The organism is Micromonospora sp. H61, from assembly GCF_018070325.1.
Lineage (GTDB): Bacteria > Actinomycetota > Actinomycetes > Mycobacteriales > Micromonosporaceae > Micromonospora > Micromonospora salmantinae.
On sequence record NZ_JAGPXY010000020.1, the window covers coordinates 51068 to 72299 of the forward strand.

General features: G+C 70.9%; 21 protein-coding genes. 10 read left to right on the top strand and 11 right to left on the bottom strand.

Annotated features, from left to right (window positions below):
- Positions 1–47: 47 nt before the first annotated feature.
- On the bottom strand, positions 48–1064 hold the full coding sequence (locus KBX08_RS13030) for a sensor histidine kinase KdpD (protein ID WP_210783655.1): 1017 nt from the start codon (positions 1062–1064) through the stop codon (positions 48–50).
- Positions 1057–1752 carry a response regulator transcription factor gene (locus KBX08_RS13035; RefSeq protein WP_307850530.1) on the bottom strand — a complete coding sequence of 232 codons (696 nt, stop codon included), beginning with the start codon at positions 1750–1752 and terminating at the stop codon, positions 1057–1059. The genes KBX08_RS13030 and KBX08_RS13035 overlap by 8 nt, the downstream gene beginning before the upstream one ends.
- A 159-nt stretch (positions 1753–1911) precedes the next feature.
- Here KBX08_RS13035 and KBX08_RS13040 point away from each other — a divergent pair, with 159 nt between their 5' ends.
- Positions 1912–2991, top strand: coding sequence for an NAD(P)-dependent oxidoreductase (locus KBX08_RS13040; protein ID WP_210783659.1), 1080 nt, complete (start codon positions 1912–1914; stop codon positions 2989–2991).
- On the opposite strand, the gene KBX08_RS13045 is transcribed toward KBX08_RS13040, so the two are convergent.
- Entirely contained in the window at positions 2963–4327 is a 1365-nt protein-coding gene (locus KBX08_RS13045) for a hypothetical protein (protein ID WP_210783661.1), read from the bottom strand. The genes KBX08_RS13040 and KBX08_RS13045 overlap by 29 nt on opposite strands.
- 147 nt (positions 4328–4474) lie before the next feature.
- On the opposite strand from KBX08_RS13045, the gene KBX08_RS13050 reads away from it, so the two are divergent.
- From KBX08_RS13050 to KBX08_RS13090, 9 genes are all read left to right on the top strand, one after another.
- Positions 4475–5152: a glycosyltransferase family 2 protein gene (locus KBX08_RS13050; protein ID WP_210783663.1), complete on the top strand. Its 678-nt coding sequence runs from the start codon at positions 4475–4477 to the stop codon at positions 5150–5152.
- Entirely contained in the window at positions 5149–5829 is a 681-nt protein-coding gene (locus KBX08_RS13055; protein ID WP_210783665.1) for a DUF2064 domain-containing protein, read from the top strand. Before KBX08_RS13050 ends, KBX08_RS13055 begins: the two co-directional genes overlap by 4 nt.
- Entirely contained in the window at positions 5826–6539 is a 714-nt protein-coding gene (locus KBX08_RS13060; RefSeq protein ID WP_374101939.1) for a class I SAM-dependent methyltransferase, read from the top strand. Before KBX08_RS13055 ends, KBX08_RS13060 begins: the two co-directional genes overlap by 4 nt.
- Positions 6536–7702 (top strand): molybdopterin-dependent oxidoreductase, encoded by a 1167-nt coding sequence (locus tag KBX08_RS13065; protein ID WP_210783667.1) that lies wholly within the window; start codon positions 6536–6538, stop codon positions 7700–7702. Before KBX08_RS13060 ends, KBX08_RS13065 begins: the two co-directional genes overlap by 4 nt.
- Positions 7699–8124, top strand: a complete 426-nt coding sequence (locus KBX08_RS13070) for a hypothetical protein (RefSeq protein ID WP_210783669.1) — start codon at positions 7699–7701, stop codon at positions 8122–8124. The genes KBX08_RS13065 and KBX08_RS13070 overlap by 4 nt, the downstream gene beginning before the upstream one ends.
- Before the next feature lie 44 nt (positions 8125–8168).
- On the top strand, positions 8169–9008 hold the full coding sequence (locus tag KBX08_RS13075; protein WP_210783671.1) for an S-methyl-5'-thioadenosine phosphorylase: 840 nt from the start codon (positions 8169–8171) through the stop codon (positions 9006–9008).
- Positions 9009–9074: 66 nt separating this feature from the next.
- Positions 9075–9659 carry a DM13 domain-containing protein gene (locus KBX08_RS13080; protein ID WP_372494803.1) on the top strand — a complete coding sequence of 195 codons (585 nt, stop codon included), beginning with the start codon at positions 9075–9077 and terminating at the stop codon, positions 9657–9659.
- Positions 9660–10030: 371 nt separating this feature from the next.
- On the top strand, positions 10031–11383 hold the full coding sequence (locus KBX08_RS13085) for an RICIN domain-containing protein (protein ID WP_210783673.1): 1353 nt from the start codon (positions 10031–10033) through the stop codon (positions 11381–11383).
- Positions 11384–11451: 68 nt separating this feature from the next.
- The gene (locus KBX08_RS13090; protein WP_372494802.1) at positions 11452–12789 is read left to right on the top strand and encodes a ricin-type beta-trefoil lectin domain protein; all 1338 of its coding nucleotides are present in this window, start codon (positions 11452–11454) and stop codon (positions 12787–12789) included.
- 71 nt (positions 12790–12860) lie between these two features.
- On the opposite strand, the gene KBX08_RS13095 is transcribed toward KBX08_RS13090, so the two are convergent.
- From KBX08_RS13095 to KBX08_RS13130, 8 genes are all read right to left on the bottom strand, one after another.
- Entirely contained in the window at positions 12861–13247 is a 387-nt protein-coding gene (locus KBX08_RS13095) for an AtzH-like domain-containing protein (RefSeq protein WP_210783675.1), read from the bottom strand.
- Between the two features lie 83 nt (positions 13248–13330).
- Positions 13331–14959, bottom strand: a complete 1629-nt coding sequence (locus KBX08_RS13100) for a regulator (RefSeq protein WP_247669317.1) — start codon at positions 14957–14959, stop codon at positions 13331–13333.
- A gap of 12 nt (positions 14960–14971) precedes the next feature.
- Positions 14972–15664, bottom strand: a complete 693-nt coding sequence (locus KBX08_RS13105; protein WP_210783677.1) for a cysteine hydrolase family protein — start codon at positions 15662–15664, stop codon at positions 14972–14974.
- Positions 15665–15673: 9 nt separating this feature from the next.
- Positions 15674–16363: a cysteine hydrolase family protein gene (locus KBX08_RS13110; protein ID WP_210783679.1), complete on the bottom strand. Its 690-nt coding sequence runs from the start codon at positions 16361–16363 to the stop codon at positions 15674–15676.
- Between the two features lie 37 nt (positions 16364–16400).
- Positions 16401–18203, bottom strand: a complete 1803-nt coding sequence (gene atzF, locus KBX08_RS13115) for an allophanate hydrolase (RefSeq protein WP_210783681.1) — start codon at positions 18201–18203, stop codon at positions 16401–16403.
- 99 nt (positions 18204–18302) lie between these two features.
- Entirely contained in the window at positions 18303–18968 is a 666-nt protein-coding gene (locus KBX08_RS13120; protein ID WP_210783683.1) for a GntR family transcriptional regulator, read from the bottom strand.
- Between the two features lie 155 nt (positions 18969–19123).
- Entirely contained in the window at positions 19124–20383 is a 1260-nt protein-coding gene (locus KBX08_RS13125) for a PP2C family protein-serine/threonine phosphatase (RefSeq protein WP_210783685.1), read from the bottom strand.
- Positions 20380–21186 carry an alpha/beta fold hydrolase gene (locus KBX08_RS13130; protein WP_210783687.1) on the bottom strand — a complete coding sequence of 269 codons (807 nt, stop codon included), beginning with the start codon at positions 21184–21186 and terminating at the stop codon, positions 20380–20382. The genes KBX08_RS13125 and KBX08_RS13130 overlap by 4 nt, the downstream gene beginning before the upstream one ends.
- Positions 21187–21232: the final 46 nt, after the last annotated feature.

Consider the following 21232-nt stretch of genomic DNA (forward strand, 5'->3'; position numbering starts at 1 on the left):
GCGCGCGCTGTGGGAGACGCTGGCCGGCGGCGCCACCGTTCGTTGCCTCAGGCGGTCGCCAGGCGGACCATGAACTGGCAGCCGTCGGGGGTGTTGCGCACCTCGACCCGACCGCCGTGCGCCTCCACCAGGCCATGCACGATGGCCAGGCCGAGCCCTCCGGACGCCCCGCCGTCGCCGGGGCCGGGCGTGCGGGCCGGTTCACCACGGAAGGCGATGTCGAACAGCCGGGGAAGGTCGGCCGGGGGGATGCCGCCACAGGTGTCGGCTACCGACAGCCAGGCATGGTCGTCCTCCCGGCCGGCTTCGATGCGTACGGTGCCGTCCTCAGGGGTGTAGCGGACCGCGTTGAGCAGCAGGTTGGCCACGACCCGGGCCAGCTCCGGTTCGCTCGCGGCGACCGTCGGCCACCCCGACTCGCTGGCGATCAACTTGATCCGGCGAGCGTCGGCCAACGGGATGGTGCTGGCCAGCGCGTCCGAGACCACCTCTCCGAGCGGCACCGCCGTCAGCGACAACCGCAACGCTCCCGCGTTGATCCGGGACAGCTCGAACAGGTCGTCGACGAGTCGGGTCATCCGGTCCGTCTCCAGTCGGATGCGTCGGTGGTACTCGTCGACAGTGTCCGGATCACGAACCACCCGGTCCTCCAGCGCCTCGGCCATGGCTCTCAGCCCGGCGAGCGGGGTCCGCAGGTCGTGGGAGACCCAGGCGACCAGGTCGCGCCGGCCCTTCTCCAGTTGCCGTTCCCGCTCCCGGGCCTGGTCGCGCCACACCGCGGCGCGGGCCAGTCGCCGACCGAAGTGCCCGCCGACGGCGAGGCTGACCACCGCTGCCGCCGCGACGGTGATCAGGACCACCTCAAGGTCGTGCGCGGAGAGGAACATCGCCTCCGCGACCGCCATCACCCCGACGGCGACGGCGACCACGGTGGTGGTGAGCAGCACGTTGAGGTGCACGGTGATCGAGCTGCGTCGAAGCGCGCGCAGCAGCACCGCGCCGGCGAGCCCGATGCCGAGCGCCGCGCCGAGGGCGAGCGCGAAGATCAGGAGTACGTCACGCATGGGCCGGCTCGTAGCGGTAGCCGACGCCCCAGACGGTCACGATCCGCTGCGGATCGGCCGGGTTTGCCTCGATCTTCTCCCGCAGCCGGCGTACGTGCACTGTCACTGTCGAGTGGTCCCCGAAGTTCCAGCCCCAGACCTGTTCAAGGAGTTCGGCCCGGCCGAACACCCGGGACGGATGCCGCATGAGGTGGACGAGCAGGTCGAATTCGCGCAGTGTCAGGGCCAGATCCGCACCGGCGAGGCGGGCGGTTCGGGAGGCCGTGTGCACCACCAGGTTGCCGTCGGTGAGTGCCTCCGGCCGCTCGGGTGGCGTCGCACCGCCGGCGCGACGGAGCACCGAACGGACCCGCAGCACCAGTTCCCGGGGTGAGAAGGGCTTGGTCAGGTAGTCGTCCGCGCCGAGTTGCAGCCCGAGGATCCGGTCGGCCTCGTCACCGCGGGCGGTGAGCATGACGATCGGTACGCCGTCCGGGCGTACCCGCAGTGCCCGGCACACCTCCAGCCCGTTGAGCAGCGGCAGCATCAGGTCGAGCACGACCAGGTGTGGTGCCTCCCGCTCCACGGCAGCCAGTGCCGCCGCACCGTCCGCCGCGAGGCTGACCTGGAAGCCGTCGTTCTCGAGGTAACGACGGATGACGTCGCTCACTGTCTGATCGTCGTCGACCACCAGCACCCGCTGTGTCACGGACCTTCCCCGTTCCGCCCCGTCAACGTCTCCCCCAGATGTCCATCGGCCCAGCGTAGCCACGTACCAGACTCCGCCCGCACCGGCAAACCTTGCGAGGTTCTTACGGCTGCGCGCGAAAACCCGAGCGGGCGTACGCGAGGTCATACGGTGACCGGAATGCGGATCCTTGTCACCGGTGCGGCCGGGTTCATCGGCTCACACGTCGCCGACCTGCTCACCGACGACGGGCACGAGGTGGTGGCAGTGGACGCGCTCCTGCCCGAGGCGCACGCTGCGACGGCGCCGCCGTGGACCGAGCGGCACGACGTGGTGGTCGGTGACGTACGCGACGGCGAGCTGCTGACCCGGCTACTGGCCGGGGTCGACGCGGTCTGCCATCAGGCGGCCATGGTCGGCCATGGCATCGACCCGGCCGACGCCCCCCGGTACGCCGCGCACAACGACCTCGGCACCGCCACCCTCCTCGCGGCGATGCACGCCACCGGCGTACGCCGGTTGGTGCTGGCCAGCTCGATGGTGGTCTACGGCGAGGGCCGCTACCACTGCCCCACCCACGGGATCGTCCGGCCGGCCAACCGCCGGGTCGTCGACCTGGCCGAGGGCCAGTACGAGCCGACCTGCCCTCGCTGCGACCAGGCGCTCTCCCCCGGTCTCGTGCCCGAGGACGCGCCGCTGGAGCCGCACAGCACGTACGCCGCCACCAAGCTGGCTCAGGAACACCTCGCCGGTGCCTGGGCCCGGCAGACCGGCGGATCGGTCTGGGCCCTGCGCTACCACAACGTCTACGGTCCGCGAATGCCCCGTGACACTCCGTATTCGGGGGTCGCGTCGATCTTCCGGTCGGCCCTGGCCGCCGGACGACCGCCCCGGGTGCTCGAGGACGGCCGGCAACGGCGCGACTTCGTGCACGTGACCGACGTGGCCACTGCCAACCTGCTGGCCCTCACGACACCGGCACCGGATCCCCTGACCCCGATCAACGTCTGCTCGGGCGAACCACACACCGTCGGCGAGTTGGCCCACGAGCTGGCGGCGGCGATGGGCGGGCCACCGCCGGTCACGGTCGGGGGCGGACGGGCGGCGGACGTACGGCACGTCGTGGCGGATCCGGCGCGCGCCGCCCGGGTGCTCGGTTTCACCGCCCGAGTCGGCTTCGCCGCTGGCATCGCCGACTTCACCACGGCGGTGATGCGGGACCCGGCATCGGTCACGACACCGTCCACAGTAGGTGGTTGACGGCGAGAGCCGTGGCGGCCTGGGCGGCCAACCACCACCGTCGGTGAGAGTGGGGCAGGTGCGCGGTGGCGACCAGCAGCCAGACGGCGAACGGTAGCCAGATCCGCTCGACCTCGGCCTTGCTGAGCCCGGACAGGTCCGCCGCGAGCACCGCCGCCGTCGCCGCGATGGGCAGCCACACAGTGGGCCCGGCGCTGGCGATCCGCTGCCGGAGGGCCGTCGCGAGCGGCGGGTGCGGTGCTCGGATCGACACGGCGGCCACCGCCCGCCGCAGCGCCGGCCCGACCACCGGGCCGGCCGAGAGCAGCAGGGCGGCGAGATTCGCCCAGACCCAGTAACCGTACGGACGTTCCGCCGCCCAGCCCTGGTAGTAACGACGTGCCACCAGGTGGTAGCCGTCCAGCCACCAGAAGCCGGCGAGGGTGAAGACGGCGACGACGGCCGCGACCGCCGTCGCCGCGACCAGGAGCACGCCGAGGCGGTCCCGCGCCCGGAGCAACACCACTGTCAACGCGAGCAACCCGACCAGGACGAACCCGTACGACAGGTAGAGCGCGAAGCCGAGTAGCAAGCCGCCCAGTACAGCCCCTGGTCGGCCACCCACCGCCAGCAACGCCAGCCCGGCCGCGACCACCGCTGCGAAGATCCCGTCCGCGGACGCGCCCACCCAGACCGCTCCCGGGAGGAGCACCAGGAACGGCCACACCGCTCTGGCCGCGTCCTCGGCGCCGAGTGCCCGCAACGTCACCGGAACCGACACCGACACCGTGGCGCCGAGCAGCACGCAGGCGAGCCCGGCGGCGGTCCCGCCGCCCAGGCCGATCCGCTCCAGCCAGACGAAGAACAGCAACGCTCCCGGTGGGTGAGCGGCAGCGTGGGTGGACCACGAGTCGGGCTGGAAGTCGAGAATCCGGTCGGCGAAGCCGGACAGCATGATGCCGACGTCAGTCACCCGGGGCACCTCGTGCAGGTACTCGGCCTGCACTGTGAGCCGCTCGGTCAACCCCGCGGACCAGCCGTCCACCAGGGCCAGTGACAGCGTCCAGAGCAGCGAGGCGAGGTAGCCGACCGCCAGCAGTCGCGGCCACGGCGTGTCGGTTCCCCAGCGCACGCCCCGCCAGACGAACAGCGCGGCGACGAGAAGCGCGGCGGGGGTGCCGGGCCCCAGGTGGGGCTGCCAACTCGCGTAGAGCGGCGCCGCGTCGGCGTGCAGCCGTACGCCCTGGTGGTTGAGCAGGGCGCCGACGGCGACGGCGACGGCGAGCAGAGCCACCTCGGCGCCGAGGACGATCAGGTCGGCGGACCGGGTTCGTCCCGGCCGGGTCATCATGGTCATGGTGACGGCCGACGATACGACCTCCCACCAGGCATTCGGCGGCCAGACGGTGAGACGTCAGCGAGTCGTAAGATCCGTTGCCGTGTAAGCGATTCGTAAGGAGAAACCGCGGTCCGGGCGGCCGGTGGCGGGCCTAGCGTCGCCGGTATGCACACAACGATCGACGTGGTGCTGCCGTGTCTGGACGAGGCGGCCGCACTGCCTGCCGTACTGAGCGGGCTACCGCCCGGCTACCGCGCCATCGTGGTCGACAACGGCTCCACCGACGGTTCGCCGGGCGTCGCGGCCGAGCACGGAGCCCGGATCGTCCACGAGCCGCGACGCGGGTACGGCGCTGCCGTGCACGCCGGCCTGCTGGCGGCGGAGGCGGATCTGGTCTGCGTGCTCGACGCGGACGGCTCGTTCGACCCGGCCGAGTTGCCCAGGCTCTCCTCGGCGGTGCTCGACGGGCGAGCCGATCTCGCCGTGGGGCGGCGTCGGCCGGTCTCGGCGGATGCCTGGCCGTGGCATGCCCGCGCCGGGAACGCGCTGGTCGCGGCCCTGCTGCGGCGTCGTGGCGTGCCGGTGTACGACATCAGCCCGATCCGGGTGGCCCGCAGGGCGGCGCTGCTGGGCCTCGGGGTCGACGACCGGGCGTTCGGCTACCCCCTGGAGTTGCTGCTGCGCGCCGCCGGAGCGGGCTGGCGGATCCTCGAACTGGACGTCGCGTACGCGCCCCGGGCCGCCGGCACCCGCTCGAAGGTCTCCGGGTCGGTCCGGGGCACGCTGCGGGCGACCCGGGACTTCGCCGGAGTGCTGCGCGCCGACGCCGGTGGTGGCCGGTGAACGTCCTGCTCCTGGTCGCGAAGGCGCCGGTCCCCGGGCAGGCGAAGACGCGCCTCTGCCCGCCAGCCGATCCCACCCAGGCGGCCCGGATCGCGGCGGCGTCGCTGCTGGACACCCTCGCGGCGGTGCGCGCCACCGCCTCGACCATTCCCGTGCTGGCCCACACCGGTCGGTTCGCCGATGCCGAGTTCGGCGCGGAGTTGACCGCAGCGTTGGCGGGCTGGCACCTGCTTCCGCAGCGCGGCGGCACGTTCGCCGACCGCCTCGCGAACGCCCACGCCGACACCGCTGCGGCATTTCCCGGCCGACCGGTGCTGCAGATCGGCATGGACACCCCGCAGATCGGGCCGGCAGTGCTCACCGCCGCGCTGGACCGGCTCGCCGAACACGAGGCGGTGTTCGGGCCGGCGCTGGACGGTGGCTGGTGGGCACTCGGGTTACGCGATCCGAGGTACGCGAGCGCGTTACGCGACGTACCCATGTCGACCGACGACACCGGGCGCCGCACCCTCGCCGCGCTGCGCGGGCACGGCGTACAGCCGGCGATCCTGCCCGTGCTGCGCGATGTCGACGACTGGTCGACGGCGCTGGCGGTCGCGGCCGGCCTACCCGGCACCCGGTTCGCGGACGCCGTCGCGTCGGTGGGCGGCCATCTGCTGAGCGGACACCCCCGGTGAATCCGACGATCAGTCTCGACGGTTTCGACGTGGTGCTGGGCAGACTCGGCGGTTGGTCCGCCGACCAGGACGCCCATGGCACGCCGGTCGGCCCGAGGCCGGCGACCCAACCCGAGCATTGGCTGGTGCACACCGACGGGCGACGTGACCTGTTGCCGGTACGGCGCTGGCACGGCCCGCCCGAACCGGCAATCGAGTCCGTCGCCGCACGCTGCACCGGGCCCACGATCGATCTCGGCTGCGGCCCCGGCCGGCTGACCAGGGCACTCGCCCAGCGCGGCCTCGTCGCACTGGGTGTGGACATCTCCGCCGAGGCGGTACGTCTGACCCAGGGCCGAGGTGTGGTGGCCCTGCGACGCGACGTCTTCGAACCGCTTCCCGGCGAGGGGAGGTGGGCGCACGCCCTGCTCATCGACGGCAACATCGGCATCGGCGGCGACCCGGTCCGCCTGCTGCGCCGGTGCGGCACCCTGGTCGCGGCCGACGGAACGCTGGTGGTCGAGGTGGAACCCCCGGGGGCCGGGCTGTGGCAGGGGCAGGCGTACGTCCTGTCCGGATCGTCCGGCGATCGGGAACTGCGCGGGCCGGCGTTTCGCTGGGCGCGGGTCGGGGCGGAGGCGGTGGCCCGTGCCGCCGCCGCTGCCGGCCTGCGCGTCGTCGACCGTTTCCGGTTCGGTCCACGCTGGTTCGTCGAGTTGGCACGCTCATGATCCGCCGGCCACGCGTCCCCGCCCCCGAGGACTTCACCGGGCCCTCGCACTCACCGCTGGTCACCGCCCGGCTCGGCCTCTGGCTCGGGGTGGCGTTCGGGCTGTGTTTCGGCACCGGGTTGCTCAGCCACTACATCCAGCACCCGCCGGGCTGGTTCACCTGGCCGACCCGACCGGTCAACCTGTACCGGGTCACCCAGGGCGTTCACGTGCTCTCCGGTGTCGCGGCGATCCCGTTGCTGCTGGCCAAACTGTGGAGCGTCTACCCCCGGCTGTTCGTCCGTCCGCCCCTCCGTCAGCCGATCCGGTTGTCCGCCCACACCCTCGAACGGATCTCCGTCCTGGTGCTGGTCTGCGGCGCGTTCTTCGAACTGGTCACGGGCCTGTTCAACGTCGCCCAGTCGTACCCGTGGGGGTTCTTCTTCCCGACGGCGCACTACGCGGTCGCCTGGCTGGTGGTCGGGGCGATGCTGCTGCACGTCGCGGTGAAGCTCCCGGTGGCCCGCGCGGCGCTGAGCACGCCACTGCGGCGCAGCGGAGCGCTACCGGCCGCGACACCAGGGCCCGACGATCGGGACTCGTCCGAGCGACGCGCGTTCCTGCGTACCTCGGTGGGCGTCGCCGGCGTCGCCGTGCTGGCCACCGCCGGGGTCACAGTGCCGTGGCTACGTCGGGTGTCACCGCTGGCGTGGCGTTCCGCGTCCGGGCCGCAGGGCGTACCGATCAACCGTACGGCGGCTGCCGCGCGCATCGTCGTTCCCCCGGACTGGCGACTGGAGATCGTCTGGCCGGGCGGGCGAGACAGCCTGTCCCTGGCCGACCTGGCGGCCCTGCCGCAACGGACGGCGGAACTGCCGATCGCCTGCGTCGAGGGCTGGAGCGCCTCGGCCCACTGGACCGGCGTGCCCGTCGTTCAGTTGCTCCGCCGGGCCGGCGCACCGGCCGGCCGACCGGTTCGGGTCACCTCGCTGGAGACCGACGGCCTGTACGCGGCCAGCACGCTCCCTGCGGCCCATGCCCGCGACCCGCTGACCCTGCTCGCGCTGCGAATCAATGGCGAGCAACTCTCGCCCGACCACGGTTACCCGTGTCGACTCATCGCGCCGAGTCGGCCCGGCGTCCTGCAGACCAAGTGGGTGGCCCGGCTGGAGGTGTTGCGGTGAGAACCGTCCGGCTGCTCCTGTTCGTGGTCGGTGCCGCGGCCACCGCGTACGGCGGTTGGTTGCTGCTTCCCCAGTTCGGCACCGCCCTGCCATGGCTGATCGGCGGCCCGGTGCTGCACGACGTCCTGGTGGCACCGCTGGTCGGACTGGCCGGGTTGGCGCTGGGTCGACTGGTGACGAATCGGTTGCGCCGGGCCTGGATCGCCGCGGGTCTGCTGGCCAGCGCCACATTGCTGCTGATCGCGGTGCCCCTGCTGTGGCGACCACCCTCGGCGCCTCCGAACCCGGGCCTACCGGACCGCGACTACCCGCTGGGGCTCGCTGTCGGGCTGGCTGTCGTGTGGGCCGTGATCGTGGTCGTCCTGGTCGTCGCCACCACCGTCGACCGACGCGTCGCGCACCGACGGGCAGACCGTCGCTGAGTCGACCCCCACCCGTTTTCACTGTTCGCCCAGGAGGGGCACACATGTCAGCAGGAGACACCAGCACGACCGATCGCCCGCCGGTCGCCGTGATCGGCGGATCGGGGTTCTACGAGTTCCTCGACGACGTCGCAGAGGTCACCGTCGACACACCGTACGGACCGCCGAGCGACGCGCTGTCCGTCGGGAGTGTCGCCGGGCGGCCGGTGGTGTTCCTGCCCCGCCACGGACGCCGGCACACCCTCCCCCCACACCGCATCAACTACCGGGCCAACCTGTGGGCGCTGCGCGCACTCGGCGTCCGCCAGGTGCTCGCACCGGGCGCCGTGGGCGGCCTGCGACCGGATCTGGGCCCGGGGACGCTCGTCGTACCGGACCAACTGGTCGACCGGACCAGCGGCCGGGAGCAGACCTACTACGACGGGCAGCCCCGCGCGGACGGGAAGCCCTCCCAGGTCGTTCACGTGCCCTTCGCCGACCCCTACTGTCCGGTCGGACGGGCCACTGTCCTCGACGCCGCCCGATCCGCCGGTTGGCAGCCGGTCGACGGCGGGACGATGGTCGTCATCGAAGGGCCCCGATTCTCCACCCGCGCCGAATCGCGCTGGTACGGCCGGGAGGGCTGGTCGGTCGTCGGCATGACCGGCCATCCGGAAGCGGTGTTGGCCCGCGAACTGGCACTGTGTTACACAGCGCTGTCAGTGGTGACCGACCTCGACTCGGGCGTCGAGGTTGGCCAGGGCGTGACCCAGCAGGAGGTGTTCACTGTCTTCGCCCGGAACATCGATCGCCTGCGCCTCCTGCTCGGTGACGCGGTGAAGACGTTGCCGGAGGACCAGGGAGCCTGCCCGTGCGGACTGGCCCTGGCAGATACGGAGCGGTGAGCGTCGTAAGAGTTCCGAAAGGGTTCGCGAACAGTTCGACGGCGGCTGCGGCCGTACGCTGCGGGGGTGAGAAAACGGATGTTCCGGTCGCCGGTGGTCCGAGCCGGTCTCGCAGTCGCTGTCGTCGTGGCGATGCTGGGCCTCTACTGGTTCCAGCCGTGGAAGCTGTTCACCGACACCTACGTCGACGAGGCGATTCCCCGCGTAGCGACGACATCGGCCGCCCCAGTCCCGGCGTCCGCGACCCCGGAGTCCTCGACGCCGGCCCCCGCGACCTCGGCGGCCACCCCAGCGGCGAACGAGATCCTGACCACCGGCGAGTTCGTCACCCATGAGCACCGGACGACCGGCAGTGCCGAGATCCACCGGCTCGCCGACGGGCGCCACCAGCTCATCATCCGAGACCTGAACACGTCGAACGGTCCGGACCTTCGGGTGTGGCTGACCGACCAACCGGTCATCCGGGGCACGGCCGGCTGGCGGGTGTTCGACGACGGCGAATGGGTCGAGCTCGCCAAGCTCAAGGGCAACAAGGGCAACCAGGTGTACGAGCTGCCGGCGTCGGTGGACCCGGCCGACTTCCGCAGCGTCTCCATCTGGTGCAAGCGGTTCGCGGTCTCCTTCGGCGCGGCAGATCTCACGAGCGCCTGACCGGTCCAGCCGGGTCGCAACCTGCCGGACACGGCATTGACATCTTTCACTACGCGATCTAGCGTCGGAGCGAATCGATTCGACGCCGAGCCGGGTCTTCCGACACCGTCGGGCGAACGGTCGCGTGGTGTTCGGGCGCACGGTGTGGCCACAGTCGATTCGACGACCGACTGGTCCTGCGTGGGCAGCGAGACCAGTGGCGGAAACCTGCGTCGACGAGCCGGCCGGGCGCCGCCGGCACATCGCGTCCTCTGGGGTTCGTCCGCGGCGAACGTGGTCGATGGGGTGACCCGCAGCGGCGCGTCGTGGCGGCGTGCGGGTTGCCGTGGACCTCTTTCAACCAGTTCGTGCCGAGTGGCGGGAGCCCTTTCATGACAAGACGTAGACCCATCCTTGGACTGCTTGCGACGGCGGCGGCCGTCGTCATGACAGTGAGCGCGGGGGCACTGGCCGGTGGTTTGAGCACCACCGCGTCGGCCGCGAACATCGGAGCGGCCGCAGCGACCGCCGGGTGCGGCAAGGCGCCCACGTTGACCAGCGGCCAACGGTCCATCCAGAGCAGCGGCCAGAACCGTAGTTTCATCCTGAGGATTCCTGACAACTACGACAGGAACCATCCCTACCGATTGATCTTCGGATTCCACTGGAACGGCGGCACCGCGAACGACGTCGACGGCGGTGGGTCCGACGGGGCCGCCTGGTCCTACTACGGGCTGCGGCAGCAGGCGAACAACAGCACCATTTTCGTCGCCCCCCAGGGCAACGGCAACGGCTGGGCCAACCCCGGCGGCCAGGACGTCACCTTCGTCGACGACATGATCAGGGTGATCGAGGCAGACCTCTGCGTCGAGACCACGCAACGCTTCGCGCTCGGCTTCAGCTACGGCGGCGGCATGAGCTACTCACTGGCCTGTTCCCGGGCAGGGGTATTCCGCGCTGTCGCGGTCTACGCCGGCGGGCAGCTCAGCGGGTGCAGCGGCGGCACCCAGCCGATCGCATACATGGGGATCCACGGCATCGGAGACTCAGTGCTCAACATCTCCGCCGGACGGTCCCTGCGTGACAGGTTCGTGCGGAACAACGGGTGCACCGCGCAGAACCCGCCGGAGCCGAGGGCGGGCAGCCTGACCCACATCACCACCACCTACTCGGGATGCCAGTCCGGCTATCCGGTGGTCTGGGCCGCCTTCGACGGCGGGCACACCCCCGGCCCGGTGGACGGCGGCGGGGACAGCGGCGCCCGGACCTGGACCAAGGGCGAGGTGTGGAGGTTCTTCACCCAGTTCGGTAGCACCGACCCCACGACACCGCCACCGACCACCACCCCGCCACCGAGCGGCACGTCGCCCCTGCGCAGCACGTCCTCCGGACGGTGCCTCGACGTCAACGGCGCCTCGCAGACCAACGGCGCGGCGGCGATCATCTGGGACTGCCACGGCCAGAGCAACCAGAGCTGGACCTCGACCGCCGCCCAGGAGCTGCGCGTCTTCGGCGGCAAGTGCCTCGACGTCAACGGCGCCGGCACCGCGAACGGCAGCACGGTGATCATCTGGGACTGCAACGGCCAGTCCAACCAGAAGTGGCGGCTCAACACCGACGGCTCGATCACCGGAGTTGGTTCGGGCCGGTGCCTGGACATGGTCGGCAACGGCACTGCCAACGGCACGCGCGTCCAGATCTGGGACTGCACCGGCGCGGCCAACCAACGCTGGAGCCGGAGCTGAGCCCGGCGAGGTTCCCGGGACGGGGACCGGCCCAACGGATGTTCAACCACCCACAAGGAGGATCGGCCGTGCCAATTCGCAAACTCTCCGCCCCCTGGCTGGGGGCAGCCATGGCGGTGATGGTCCTGATCGCCGTAGGAATGTACGTCCTCACGACAGTCTCACCGGCGGCAGCGGCCACCACCGCCGGCTGCGGCAAGGCGCCCGGACTGAACAGCGGCACCCACACCATCCAGAGCAGCGGAAAGAGCCGCAGCTTCATCCTTCGGCTGCCGGACAACTACAACAACACCTACGCCCACCGGTTGGCCTTCGGGTTCCACTGGTTGGGCGGCACCGCCAGCCAGGTCGCGGGCGGCGGCTCCGACGGGGCCGCGTGGGCCTACTACGGCATGCTCTCCCAGTCGAACAACACCACCATCTTCGTCGCCCCGCAGGGCCTCAACAACGGCTGGGGCAACTCCAACGGTGAGGACGTCACCTTCACCGACGACATGATCCGCATGATCGACAACGCTCTCTGCGTCGACACCACACAACGCTTCTCGGTCGGGTTCAGCTACGGCGGCGCGATGAGCTACTCGTTGGCGTGTTCCCGGCCGACGGTGTTCCGGGCGGTCGCGGCGATCGCGGCCCCGGGGGCGATCAGCGGATGCAGCGGCGGCACCCAGCCAGTGGCGTACCTGGGGATTCACGGCATCAACGACAACATCCCCAGCGGACGGTCGCTGCGCGACAGGTTCGTCCGCAACAACGGATGCGCCGCACAGAGCCCGCCCGAGCCGAGGGCTGGCAGCCTGACCCACATCACCACCGCGTACTCCTGCCAGCCCGGATACCCGGTGCTCTGGGCCGCGTTCGACGGCGGCCACCAGCAGGGCCCGGTGGACGGGTGCGCCGGCTGTGAGAGCGGCGCGCGGAGCTGGGTCAAGCAGGAAGTGTGGCGGTTCTTCACCCAGTTCGGGTCGGACGTGCCGCCCACCACTCCCCCGCCGACCACCCCGCCGCCCGGCCAGCAGAACGTGCTGATCGCGGGGAGCCAGTCCGGCCGGTGCATCGACATCCCCAACTCCAGTACCGCCAACGGCGCCCGCCCGCAGCTGTGGGACTGTCACGGTGGCACCAACCAGCGCTGGACCCACACCGCCAACCGCACCCTGACCGTCTACGGCAACAAGTGCCTCGACGCCAGCGGCGCGGGCACCAGCAACGGCACCGCGGTCCTCATCTGGGACTGCAACGGCCAAGCCAACCAACAGTGGAACCTGAACTCCAACGGCACCATCACCAGCGCCCAATCGGGGCTGTGCCTCGACGCCGTCGCATCCGGCACGGCCAATGGGACGCAACTTCACCTCTGGGCCTGCCACGGCGGCGCCAACCAGCAGTGGGCCAGGCGCGCCTAGTACCGCACCAGGCAACGCCCCTCATGTCGTAGATGCGCCGCTCGGTTCCTTTCCCGGGCGGCGCGTTGCCGTCAGGCGGTGGGAGCGGCGGAGACTGAGACGTGCGCGGTGACGATCCGCCAGCCGACGGGCAGGCGTACCCAGGTCTGGGTCTGCCGCCCGGTGGCGGCGGTGCCGTCGTACCCGAATCGGGTTGTCACGACCGCCAGGTCCGGGCCGAACGTGGTGACGATCGGGTCGACCAGCCGGCGACCGGCCGGCAGCGGTGGCTGCGCGGCACGCCACTTGCGCTGCTCGTCAAGCCCGTACTGATGGTCGGCGAGGCCGAACCGCACTGTCCGCTCGGAATCCCAGAAGTACCCGCAGATCCGGTCGGCGTCCCCGTCGGCCAGCGCCCGTTCGTAGTCGGCGAAGGCCGCCGCCACCTCGGCGACCACGTCCGTCCGGTCGATCTCCATGCGGTACGTCCCTTCGGTCCGTTCGGTCCGGGAACTTGCCGGCCCGGTCGGGAGCCGTGACGCCCCCGACCGGGCCCGCCGGGTCAGCCTCTCAGCGCCGAGGTCCGCTGCTCGCCGGCTGACCGATCGGTGGCAGGGTCGGCCCGGTCGGGCTCTCCGTCCAGTTCGACCTCCTCCGGTCCGGGTTCGCGGGGCGTGGGGCGGCCCAGCGCGAAGACCACACAGATCACCGCGACGAAAAGGTAGCCGAGGGCCACCTGACCGTTGGCGTTCCACTCGATCCGCTCGCCGTGGATCAACCCGATGAATGACAGCAGCGCACCGGAGCCGGCGAAGATCGCGGCCCGACCGAACCGCTTGTCGATGATGAAGACCACCACCGCGCCGAGCACCAGGCCGGCGAGGATCGCGCCCTGACCCAGCACCATCAGCCCGTCGTAGATCACTCCGGCGCCGTTGAGCGCATCGTCACCGACCGCCGCGGCGGTGGTGCCGGCCGCCGCCAGGGTGTTGTCGATCTGCCCGGTGGCCCAGGCCGCGATGTTCGGGATCAGCGCGGCGACCACTGCCGCGGCGTGCGCCCTGGGGGTCGCCTGGAACGCCTGTGCACCGATCAGCAATCCGATGTAGAGCAGAATCGGCACGATCGCCGCCGTCGGGAAGATCGCGCCGAGCAGCCCGAACATGCCGAGGAAGCAGAGCAGCGCGATCACCACACCGGTCGCCATCGAGTAACCGCTGCGTCCACCGGCGGCCTTCCAGCCCGGGTGCCCGACGTAGACGGCCGGTGGGAACGGCGAGCCGAGCGCTGCCCCGATCACCGCGCCCGCACCGTCGGCGAGCAGCACGCTGCGCAGGTTGTAGTTGTCCCCGGCGGTGGCCGCGCTCTCCACGTTCGTCATGCCCTCGGTGAAGTTGTAGACGCCGAGCGGGATCGCCGTCGCCAGCAGGGGCGCCATGTCGGCGAGCCCGGTGAAGAGCAGGTCCAGCTTGAACGAGGGGACGGCGACCGCGATGTCCCGGGCCGCGGCCGTCACGTCCGGCACCGACATCGCCCCACCGACCCAACCGATAGCGGTGCCGAGCAGCAGCGCGGCGAGCCCGATCGGGAAGTTGAACGGCAACTTCACATCGGTCAGCAGACCGATCAGCAGCAACGCGAAGACCGGTAGTGCGACCCAGGCCATCCGCCACATCTGCCCGGCCGGGTTCATCGAGATGAACGTGATGGAGATTCCGGCGAGGGTGCCGAGCAGCGCGGCCCGGGGCGCGTACCGGCGGATGTACGGCCCGACGAACGCGCCGATCAACACGATCACGCCGATGATGAAGGCCCACGCCAGACCGGCTTCCCAGGCCCGTACGGGATCCTGGGTGCGCAGGTAGATGGGGAGCATGATGACGAAGATGACGATGAACATGTGCGGCACGCTCGGCCCGTACGGCAGTGCCGTCACGTCGGTGCGGTTCTCCCGTCGAGCCAGCCGGCGGGCCAGGTAGGTGTAGTAGATGTTCCCGGCGACCAGGGCGATGCCGAGCGCCGGCAGGATGGTGCCGAACACCTCCCCCTCGGGAAGGTTCACCACGGCGAGGCAGAGCCCGGTCAGGGTGAGCACGTTGACCAGGACGTTGACGCCGAAACCGAAGAACGCGTTGGTGTCGCCGCGGACCCAGTACGGGAGCGGGACGACTGTGGGTTTGGTCGAGGTCATGGCTGCTCCCGGTCAGGAGGAGGGCTGCAACACTCCGGTGGTGGGTAGCGCGGCGCGTACCTGCGCCGAGTCGGCGACCCAGCCGAAGATGCCGCCCTGGGCGGCGATCATGGCGAGTCCGACCCGGTGGAACTCGGGGAAGTAGGACCCGACGCAGTCGGCGAGCACGAGGCACTCGTACCCGCGGTCGTTGGCCTCCCGGACGGTGGTGTGCACGCACACTTCGGTGGTGACCCCGGCGACCAGGAGGCTGCGGATGCCCCGCTCGGTGAGCAGGACGTCCAGGTTGGTGGCGTGGAAGGCGCCCTTGCCGGGCTTGTCGATGACCGGCTCGTCGGGCAGCGGCGTCAGCTCGTCGACGATGTCGTGGCCGTACTCGCCACGGACCAGGATGCGGCCCTTGGGTCCGGGGTCACCGATCCGTTTGCTCGGCGCGCCGCGGCTGAGCTTGGCCGGCGGGCAGTCGGACAGGTCGGGCAGGTGCCCCTCGCGGGTGTGCAGGATGCTCAGGCCGACGGCTCGGGCGTCGGCCAGCAGCGCCGCGAGCGGCGCGATGGTCCGGCGCAACTGACCGACGTCGTTGCCCAGGCTCTCACCGAAACCGCCAGGTTCCAGGAAGTCGCGCTGCATGTCGATGACGAGCAGCGCCGTGGTCGAGAGGTCGAAGGAGTACGGTCCGGGCCGTGCGGCGGCGATGGTCAACATGGGCGCACCTCACCTGGCCGTGGCGGCGATGACGTCGTCGGAGGTGGTGACGCAGCCGAAGACACCGCCCTGCATGGTGACCATGTGCAGTGCCGCGTCGTGGTTGGCCTTGTCGGTGGCGCCGGTGCAGTCGGAGAGGATCAGGCACTCGTACCCACGGTCGTTCGCCTCGCGCATTGTGGTGTGCACGCAGACGTCGGTGGTGATGCCGGTGAGGATCAGGTGGGTGATGCCCCGGGTGCGGAGCACCAGGTCGAGGTTGGTGGCGTAGAAGGCGCCCTTGCCCGGCTTGTCGATGATCACCTCACCGGACACCGGGGCCACCTCGGGCACGATCTCCCAGCCCGGCTCACCTCTGACCAGGATCCGGCCGGCCGGTCCGGCGGCGCCGATCTCGGCGCCGATACGCGCCGAACGCCACCGCTTGTTCGCCGGCAGATCCGACAGCTGCGGGTCGTGTCCCTCCCGGGTGTGTACGACAAGCATCCCGAGCGATCGTGCGTGCTCCAGTAGCCGGGCAGTGGCCGGCAGGCCGGCCCGGGTGAGGCCGATGTCGTAACCCATCGCGTCGACGTAGCCGCCCGGTCCACAGAAGTCGGTCTGCCAGTCGATGCAGAGCAGTGCGGTACGCGCGGTGTCCGCCGCGCCGTCGTAGGGCCACGGGTAGGGGTTGGCCGTTACCGGCCCGATGCTGCCCATCCTCTCGCCTCCTGTCGTGATCGCTGGTGCTGCCGCGTCAGCGCCGGGCCGCGGAACGCCGGTACGCCCGCCACCCACCGCTGGAGCTGATGTCCTCGGCCGGTGGGCCCGCCGCATACGCTTCGCAGAGAAAACCGAGCACGTCCCGCCCGTCGTGCAGCCGGACCCAACCGAGCGAGAGGGGTGCCGGCACGCCGGCCAGCAGGCCACCGACCGCGGCGCTGGGCAGCCGCCACAGCTCGACCTCGATCGGATGGCCCGTCGAGCTGTCCGGGCCGATCCGGACGAGGCCGGGCAGTCCCTCGCCGTCGGGGGTGTCCATCCGGTACAGCCGGTAGAGCGGTGCGGTGCGGGCGGTGCCGGCGAGGACCGCGCCGTGCCCGAGCAACTCGCCGTTGCGGGACTCACCGGTGAGGTGCCGGCCGACCACGGCGACCAGCAGTTCCGCCGAGCGCTGCGACGGCGGTGAGACGGCCTCGACCGCGCCGGGCGGCGCACCGCCCTCGGTCAGGGTGGCGGCCAGCCGGGCCAGTGTGGTGTCGCTGAACGCCGGGCCGACGAGGGTCAGGCTCGCCGGGCGGCCGGAGCTGGTGAACCCGTTGGGTACGGTCACCGCGGCCAGGTCGAGCAGGTTCGCGAACTGGGTGTAGCGGCCGAGCATGGCGTTGCGCCCGATCGGGTCCTCGGCGATCTCGTCGAGTGTGAAGGTGGTGCCGACGGTGGGCACCACCAGCACGTCGATGTCCTGCCAGAGCTGGTCGACCTGCGCTCGCAGTTCGCGCAGGCGGTGCTGACCCCGGAAGGCGGCGATCGCGTCGTAGCGCCGCCCGGTCTCCAGTACGGCCCGGGTGACAGCGAGGACCGACTCGGGGTGCGAGCGCAGGAAGCCGTCCAGGGCGACGAGTCGCTCGGCCACCCAGGGTCCCCGGTAGAGCAGGTCGCCCGCCTCGAAGAAGGCGCCGAGCGGCACCGACCGGGGGGACCCGACGAAGGTGCGCAGCCGCTCCACGCCCGCAGCGAAGCGGGTCTCCTGCCCGGTGTCGCCGAAGAACTCCAGGTCTTCTGTCCGGGGCACCCCGAGGCGGAGCGTCCCCGGCGGGCGGGGCACGACCCGCTCGGCCGGGAACGGACGCCCCCAGGGGTCGGCGGGGGTGACGGCACGGGCGGCGTGCAGCACGTCGAGGGCGCCGGCCACGTCGGGGGCGAAGACCGACACGCAGTCCAGTGAGCGGCAGGCGGGCACCACGCCGGCCGTGCTGAGTAGACCTCGGGTGGGCTTGAGGCCGACTATCCCGTTGAGTGCCGCCGGCACCCGGCCGGAGCCGGCGGTGTCCGTACCCAGGGCGAAGCTGACCTGGCCCGCGGCCACCGCGACCGCCGAGCCGGAGCTGGAGCCCCCGGAGATGAGGCCGCCGCCGAACACGCTCTGGCAACTGCCGTACGGCGAGCGGGCGCCGGTCAGGCCGGTGGCGAACTGGTCGAGGTTGGTCTTGCCGACCAGCAGCGCCCCGGCGTCGAGGAGCCGGCGCACCACCGGAGCGTCCTCAGCGGCCAGGTAACCGAAGTCGGGGCAGCCCGCGGTGGTGACCATGCCGGCCACGTCGATGTTGTCCTTGACCGCGAACGGGATCCCGTACAGCGGCAGCGCGGGATCACCGTGGCGGGTCAGCGATCCGGCGCGCTCACGTAGGAGTTCGGCCGGGACCGCGCTGATCCAGACCGGCCCGGCGTCGCGCCCGGCAAGCCCGTCCAGGACGCGTTCGGCGTGGTCCGCCGGGGTCAGGCCGCCCTCGCGGTACGCCGACCGAAGCTCCGCAATGGACCTCGTTCGCTCTGGCATACAGTCGATTGTCGACTGTTCTGTTTCAGGAAACCGCGCGGCACGTAACGACGACATGACGGCGCGTGGCCGCAGCCCGCCGGCCCTGGCTGACGTCAGCTAGCCGAGGTACGAACGCGCGCCGTGCCCGGAGAGCACGGCGAGCACCTCCTCCGGGTCTCCTCCGGCGACCGCCTCGAACAAACGCTCGTGCCGGTGGACCCCGTCCAGCGGCTGCGCCAGCTCCGCCTCCCGGCGCAGGTTGATCGCCATGTAGAGCTGGAGCTTCACCAGGATCGAGCCGTACACGGCGGAGAGTTGCCGGTTGCCGGCGAGCGCCACCAGCGCGACGTGGAACTCCCGGTGCGACTCGGCGACCGCCATCCGGTCACCGGCCCGGGTCGCCTCCCTCAACTGATCGAGCGTCGCACGCAATCCGGCGAGGTCACCCTCCCGAGCGACCGGGATCCCCGCCCGCACCGAGAAGCGTTCCAGCATGTCACGCAGCTCGTACAGCTCCTGCACGTCGCGGTCCGACAGGGTGGCTACCCGGACTCCACGCCGGGGCACGTGCTCGACCAGCCCCTGCTGGGCCAGCAACCGCAGCGCCTCCCGCAACGGAGCCCGGCTGATCCCCAGCCGCCGGGTCAACTGCTCCTCCACCAGGCGCTCGCCCGGGTCGCTCTTGCCGCTGAGGATTTCCCGGGTCAGCCGAGAGACGGCGAGGTCCACCAGGCTGACGCTCTCCAGCTCACCATCCACCGTCGATGCAGCCACGTCGTCCACGCCGATGAGTCTGCCACCTGCCCCCGGACGACCGGCCTGAGCGCACCCCCTCGGCAGGCCGCGTCGGTGCGTCGCAAGGGCGTCGGAGCGTGGGCCGGCCGGCCAGAACATTGCCGATTCGCCGGCTGCACAGCCGGGTGTCGGAGTCCGGCCGGTCAGGCTCGGTGCGGTGGGGCACCGATGGCCAGGACAGCGGTGTCGTCGGTGAGTCCGGCGCCGAACGTATCGAGTAGAGCGGTGACGGCGGTGACGGCTGCGGCGGCGGTGGTGGGCGCGAGAGAGCGGGCAAATCGGGCGAGGGCCGGCGCTCCGTAGCGGCCGTCGGCGGTCTCACTGCCGACGGGACGAGCCTCGGTGAGTCCGTCGCTGTAGAGGAGGAACGTGTCGCCAGGGTTCACCACCACCGTGGTGTTGGTGTATCGGGAGTCCGGGAAGGCCCCCACGATGCGGCCCTTCGTGGGGTGGTAGTGGATCGAGCCATCGGCCCGCAGTAGCAGGGGCTCCGGGTGCCCACCGCTGGCGATGATCGCGGTGAAGCCGCCGACGGCCGTCGTGGGTGTGAGGATGCCGAACACGACGGTGCAGTAGCGGGCGTCCTCCCGGTATTCCTGCCAGAGCACCGTGTTGAGGTTGTGCAGCGCGGCGGCGGGGTCGGGGTCGTAGACGGTTGCGGCCCGCAACGTGTAGCGGGCCAGGGCGGTGACGGCAGCCGCTTCGACCCCCTTGCCGCTGACATCGCCCAGGAAGAACCCCCAGCGGCCGTCGACGAGGGGGAACAGGTCATAGAAGTCGCCGCCGACATGGTCGGTGGAGGCCGCCCGGTAGTACGCGGCGCTGTCCAGTCCGGGCGGAGTCTGCAGCACGGCGGGGAGGAGACTGCGTTGGAGCTTGCCGACGAGGTGCCGCAGCCGTTCGTCCTCGCGTTCGGCGGCCTTACGGGCATCGAGGAGCTCTCGTTCGTAGGCACGGCGCATCTTGGCGTCGAAAATCGCCGTCCGGATGAGTTGGGGTTGACCCTCGCTGCCGGCCTTGACGATCGACGTGACGAGGACCGGCATCCGGGTGCCGTCCTTGGTACGGAGTTCGAGGGACACACCGCCGATCTCGCCCTGCATGGCCAGAATCGGCGCGAAGTGGGTCTCGTGGTAGATCCTGCCGCCACCGGTGAGGAGATCGCTGAAGCGGCGCTGACCGACGAGTTCCTCGCGGCGGTAGCCGAGCCACGTCAGCAGGGTGCCGTTGATTTTGGCGATGGTGCCGTCCAGGAGGGTGGACAGGTGCCCGCAGGGCGCGTTCTCGTACAGGTCTTCGAGGTCGTCCTCCAGCAGGGCCGGGAACCCGGCTTCACTCGGCTGGGCACTCCTGTCGTCGCCGGAACCTTGGCCGCGAGGGTCGTGCCCCGAAGTTGCGGTCATCGGTAGGCGGCCCTGCAAAACGACGTGATCGCTGCGGCGGTGGCCTCCGGCGCGCTCAACTGGGGGCAATGCCCTGTCGCATCCAAGGTCACGAGCCGACTTCCGGCTATCTGCGCATGCACGAACGCGCCGACTTCGGGCGGCGCGATGGCGTCCTGAGCACATTGCAGGATCAACGTGGGAACGCTCACCGCGGCGAGATCCGCGCGGTTGTCAGACAGGAACGTCGCACGGGCGAACACCTGCGCCATCGCGGGATCCGTCCGGCAGAAGCTCGCCGTCAGCTCTTCACCCAGCTCCGGCCGCTCCGGGTTGCCCATGATCAAAGGTGCCATGCTCGACGACCAGCCGAGGTAGTTGCTCTCGAGTGAACCGAGCAGGTCGTCGATGTCGTCGCGGGTGAAACCGCCCCGGTAGTTTTCGTCGTCGATGTAACACGGTGAGGGGGTGACCAGGACAAGCGCGGAGAAGCGGTCCGGTTCGCGGTTCGCCGCGAGGACCCCGATGCTCGAACTGACCGAATGCCCCACGAAGACCGGCTGCTGGAGGTCGAGGTCCTGGCAGATGCTCAGCACGTCGTCGGCGTAGCCGTCCAGGGAGGCGTACCGGTCAGCGTCCCAGGCCGCCGGATCGGCTTTGCCCGATCCGACGTGATCAAACAACACCAGCTGGGCCCATTGTCCGATTTCGGCTACCACATGACGCCACATCTGCTGATCGCAGCCGAAGCCGTGCGCGAGCACAACGGTAGGGCCGCCCTGACGACCGGTCACCACCACGTTGTTGCGGTTGCGTACGCGCATTCGCCTATTTTCCACCACCCGCATCTTTGGACCAAGCGCCGGCTCA

Coding starts and splice junctions, on each gene's coding strand:
- KBX08_RS13045 (WP_210783661.1), bottom strand. CDS start 4,327: ATGACCATGATGACCCGGCCGGGACGAACCCGGTCCGCCGACCTGATC.
- KBX08_RS13065 (WP_210783667.1), top strand. CDS start 6,536: ATGATCCGCCGGCCACGCGTCCCCGCCCCCGAGGACTTCACCGGGCCC.
- KBX08_RS13075 (WP_210783671.1), top strand. CDS start 8,169: ATGTCAGCAGGAGACACCAGCACGACCGATCGCCCGCCGGTCGCCGTG.
- KBX08_RS13050 (WP_210783663.1), top strand. CDS start 4,475: ATGCACACAACGATCGACGTGGTGCTGCCGTGTCTGGACGAGGCGGCC.
- KBX08_RS13130 (WP_210783687.1), bottom strand. CDS start 21,186: ATGCGCGTACGCAACCGCAACAACGTGGTGGTGACCGGTCGTCAGGGC.
- KBX08_RS13040 (WP_210783659.1), top strand. CDS start 1,912: ATGCGGATCCTTGTCACCGGTGCGGCCGGGTTCATCGGCTCACACGTC.
- KBX08_RS13100 (WP_247669317.1), bottom strand. CDS start 14,959: ATGACCTCGACCAAACCCACAGTCGTCCCGCTCCCGTACTGGGTCCGC.
- atzF (WP_210783681.1), bottom strand. CDS start 18,203: ATGCCAGAGCGAACGAGGTCCATTGCGGAGCTTCGGTCGGCGTACCGC.
- KBX08_RS13030 (WP_210783655.1), bottom strand. CDS start 1,064: ATGCGTGACGTACTCCTGATCTTCGCGCTCGCCCTCGGCGCGGCGCTC.
- KBX08_RS13085 (WP_210783673.1), top strand. CDS start 10,031: ATGACAAGACGTAGACCCATCCTTGGACTGCTTGCGACGGCGGCGGCC.
- KBX08_RS13105 (WP_210783677.1), bottom strand. CDS start 15,664: ATGTTGACCATCGCCGCCGCACGGCCCGGACCGTACTCCTTCGACCTC.
- KBX08_RS13125 (WP_210783685.1), bottom strand. CDS start 20,383: ATGACCGCAACTTCGGGGCACGACCCTCGCGGCCAAGGTTCCGGCGAC.
- KBX08_RS13110 (WP_210783679.1), bottom strand. CDS start 16,363: ATGGGCAGCATCGGGCCGGTAACGGCCAACCCCTACCCGTGGCCCTAC.
- KBX08_RS13095 (WP_210783675.1), bottom strand. CDS start 13,247: ATGGAGATCGACCGGACGGACGTGGTCGCCGAGGTGGCGGCGGCCTTC.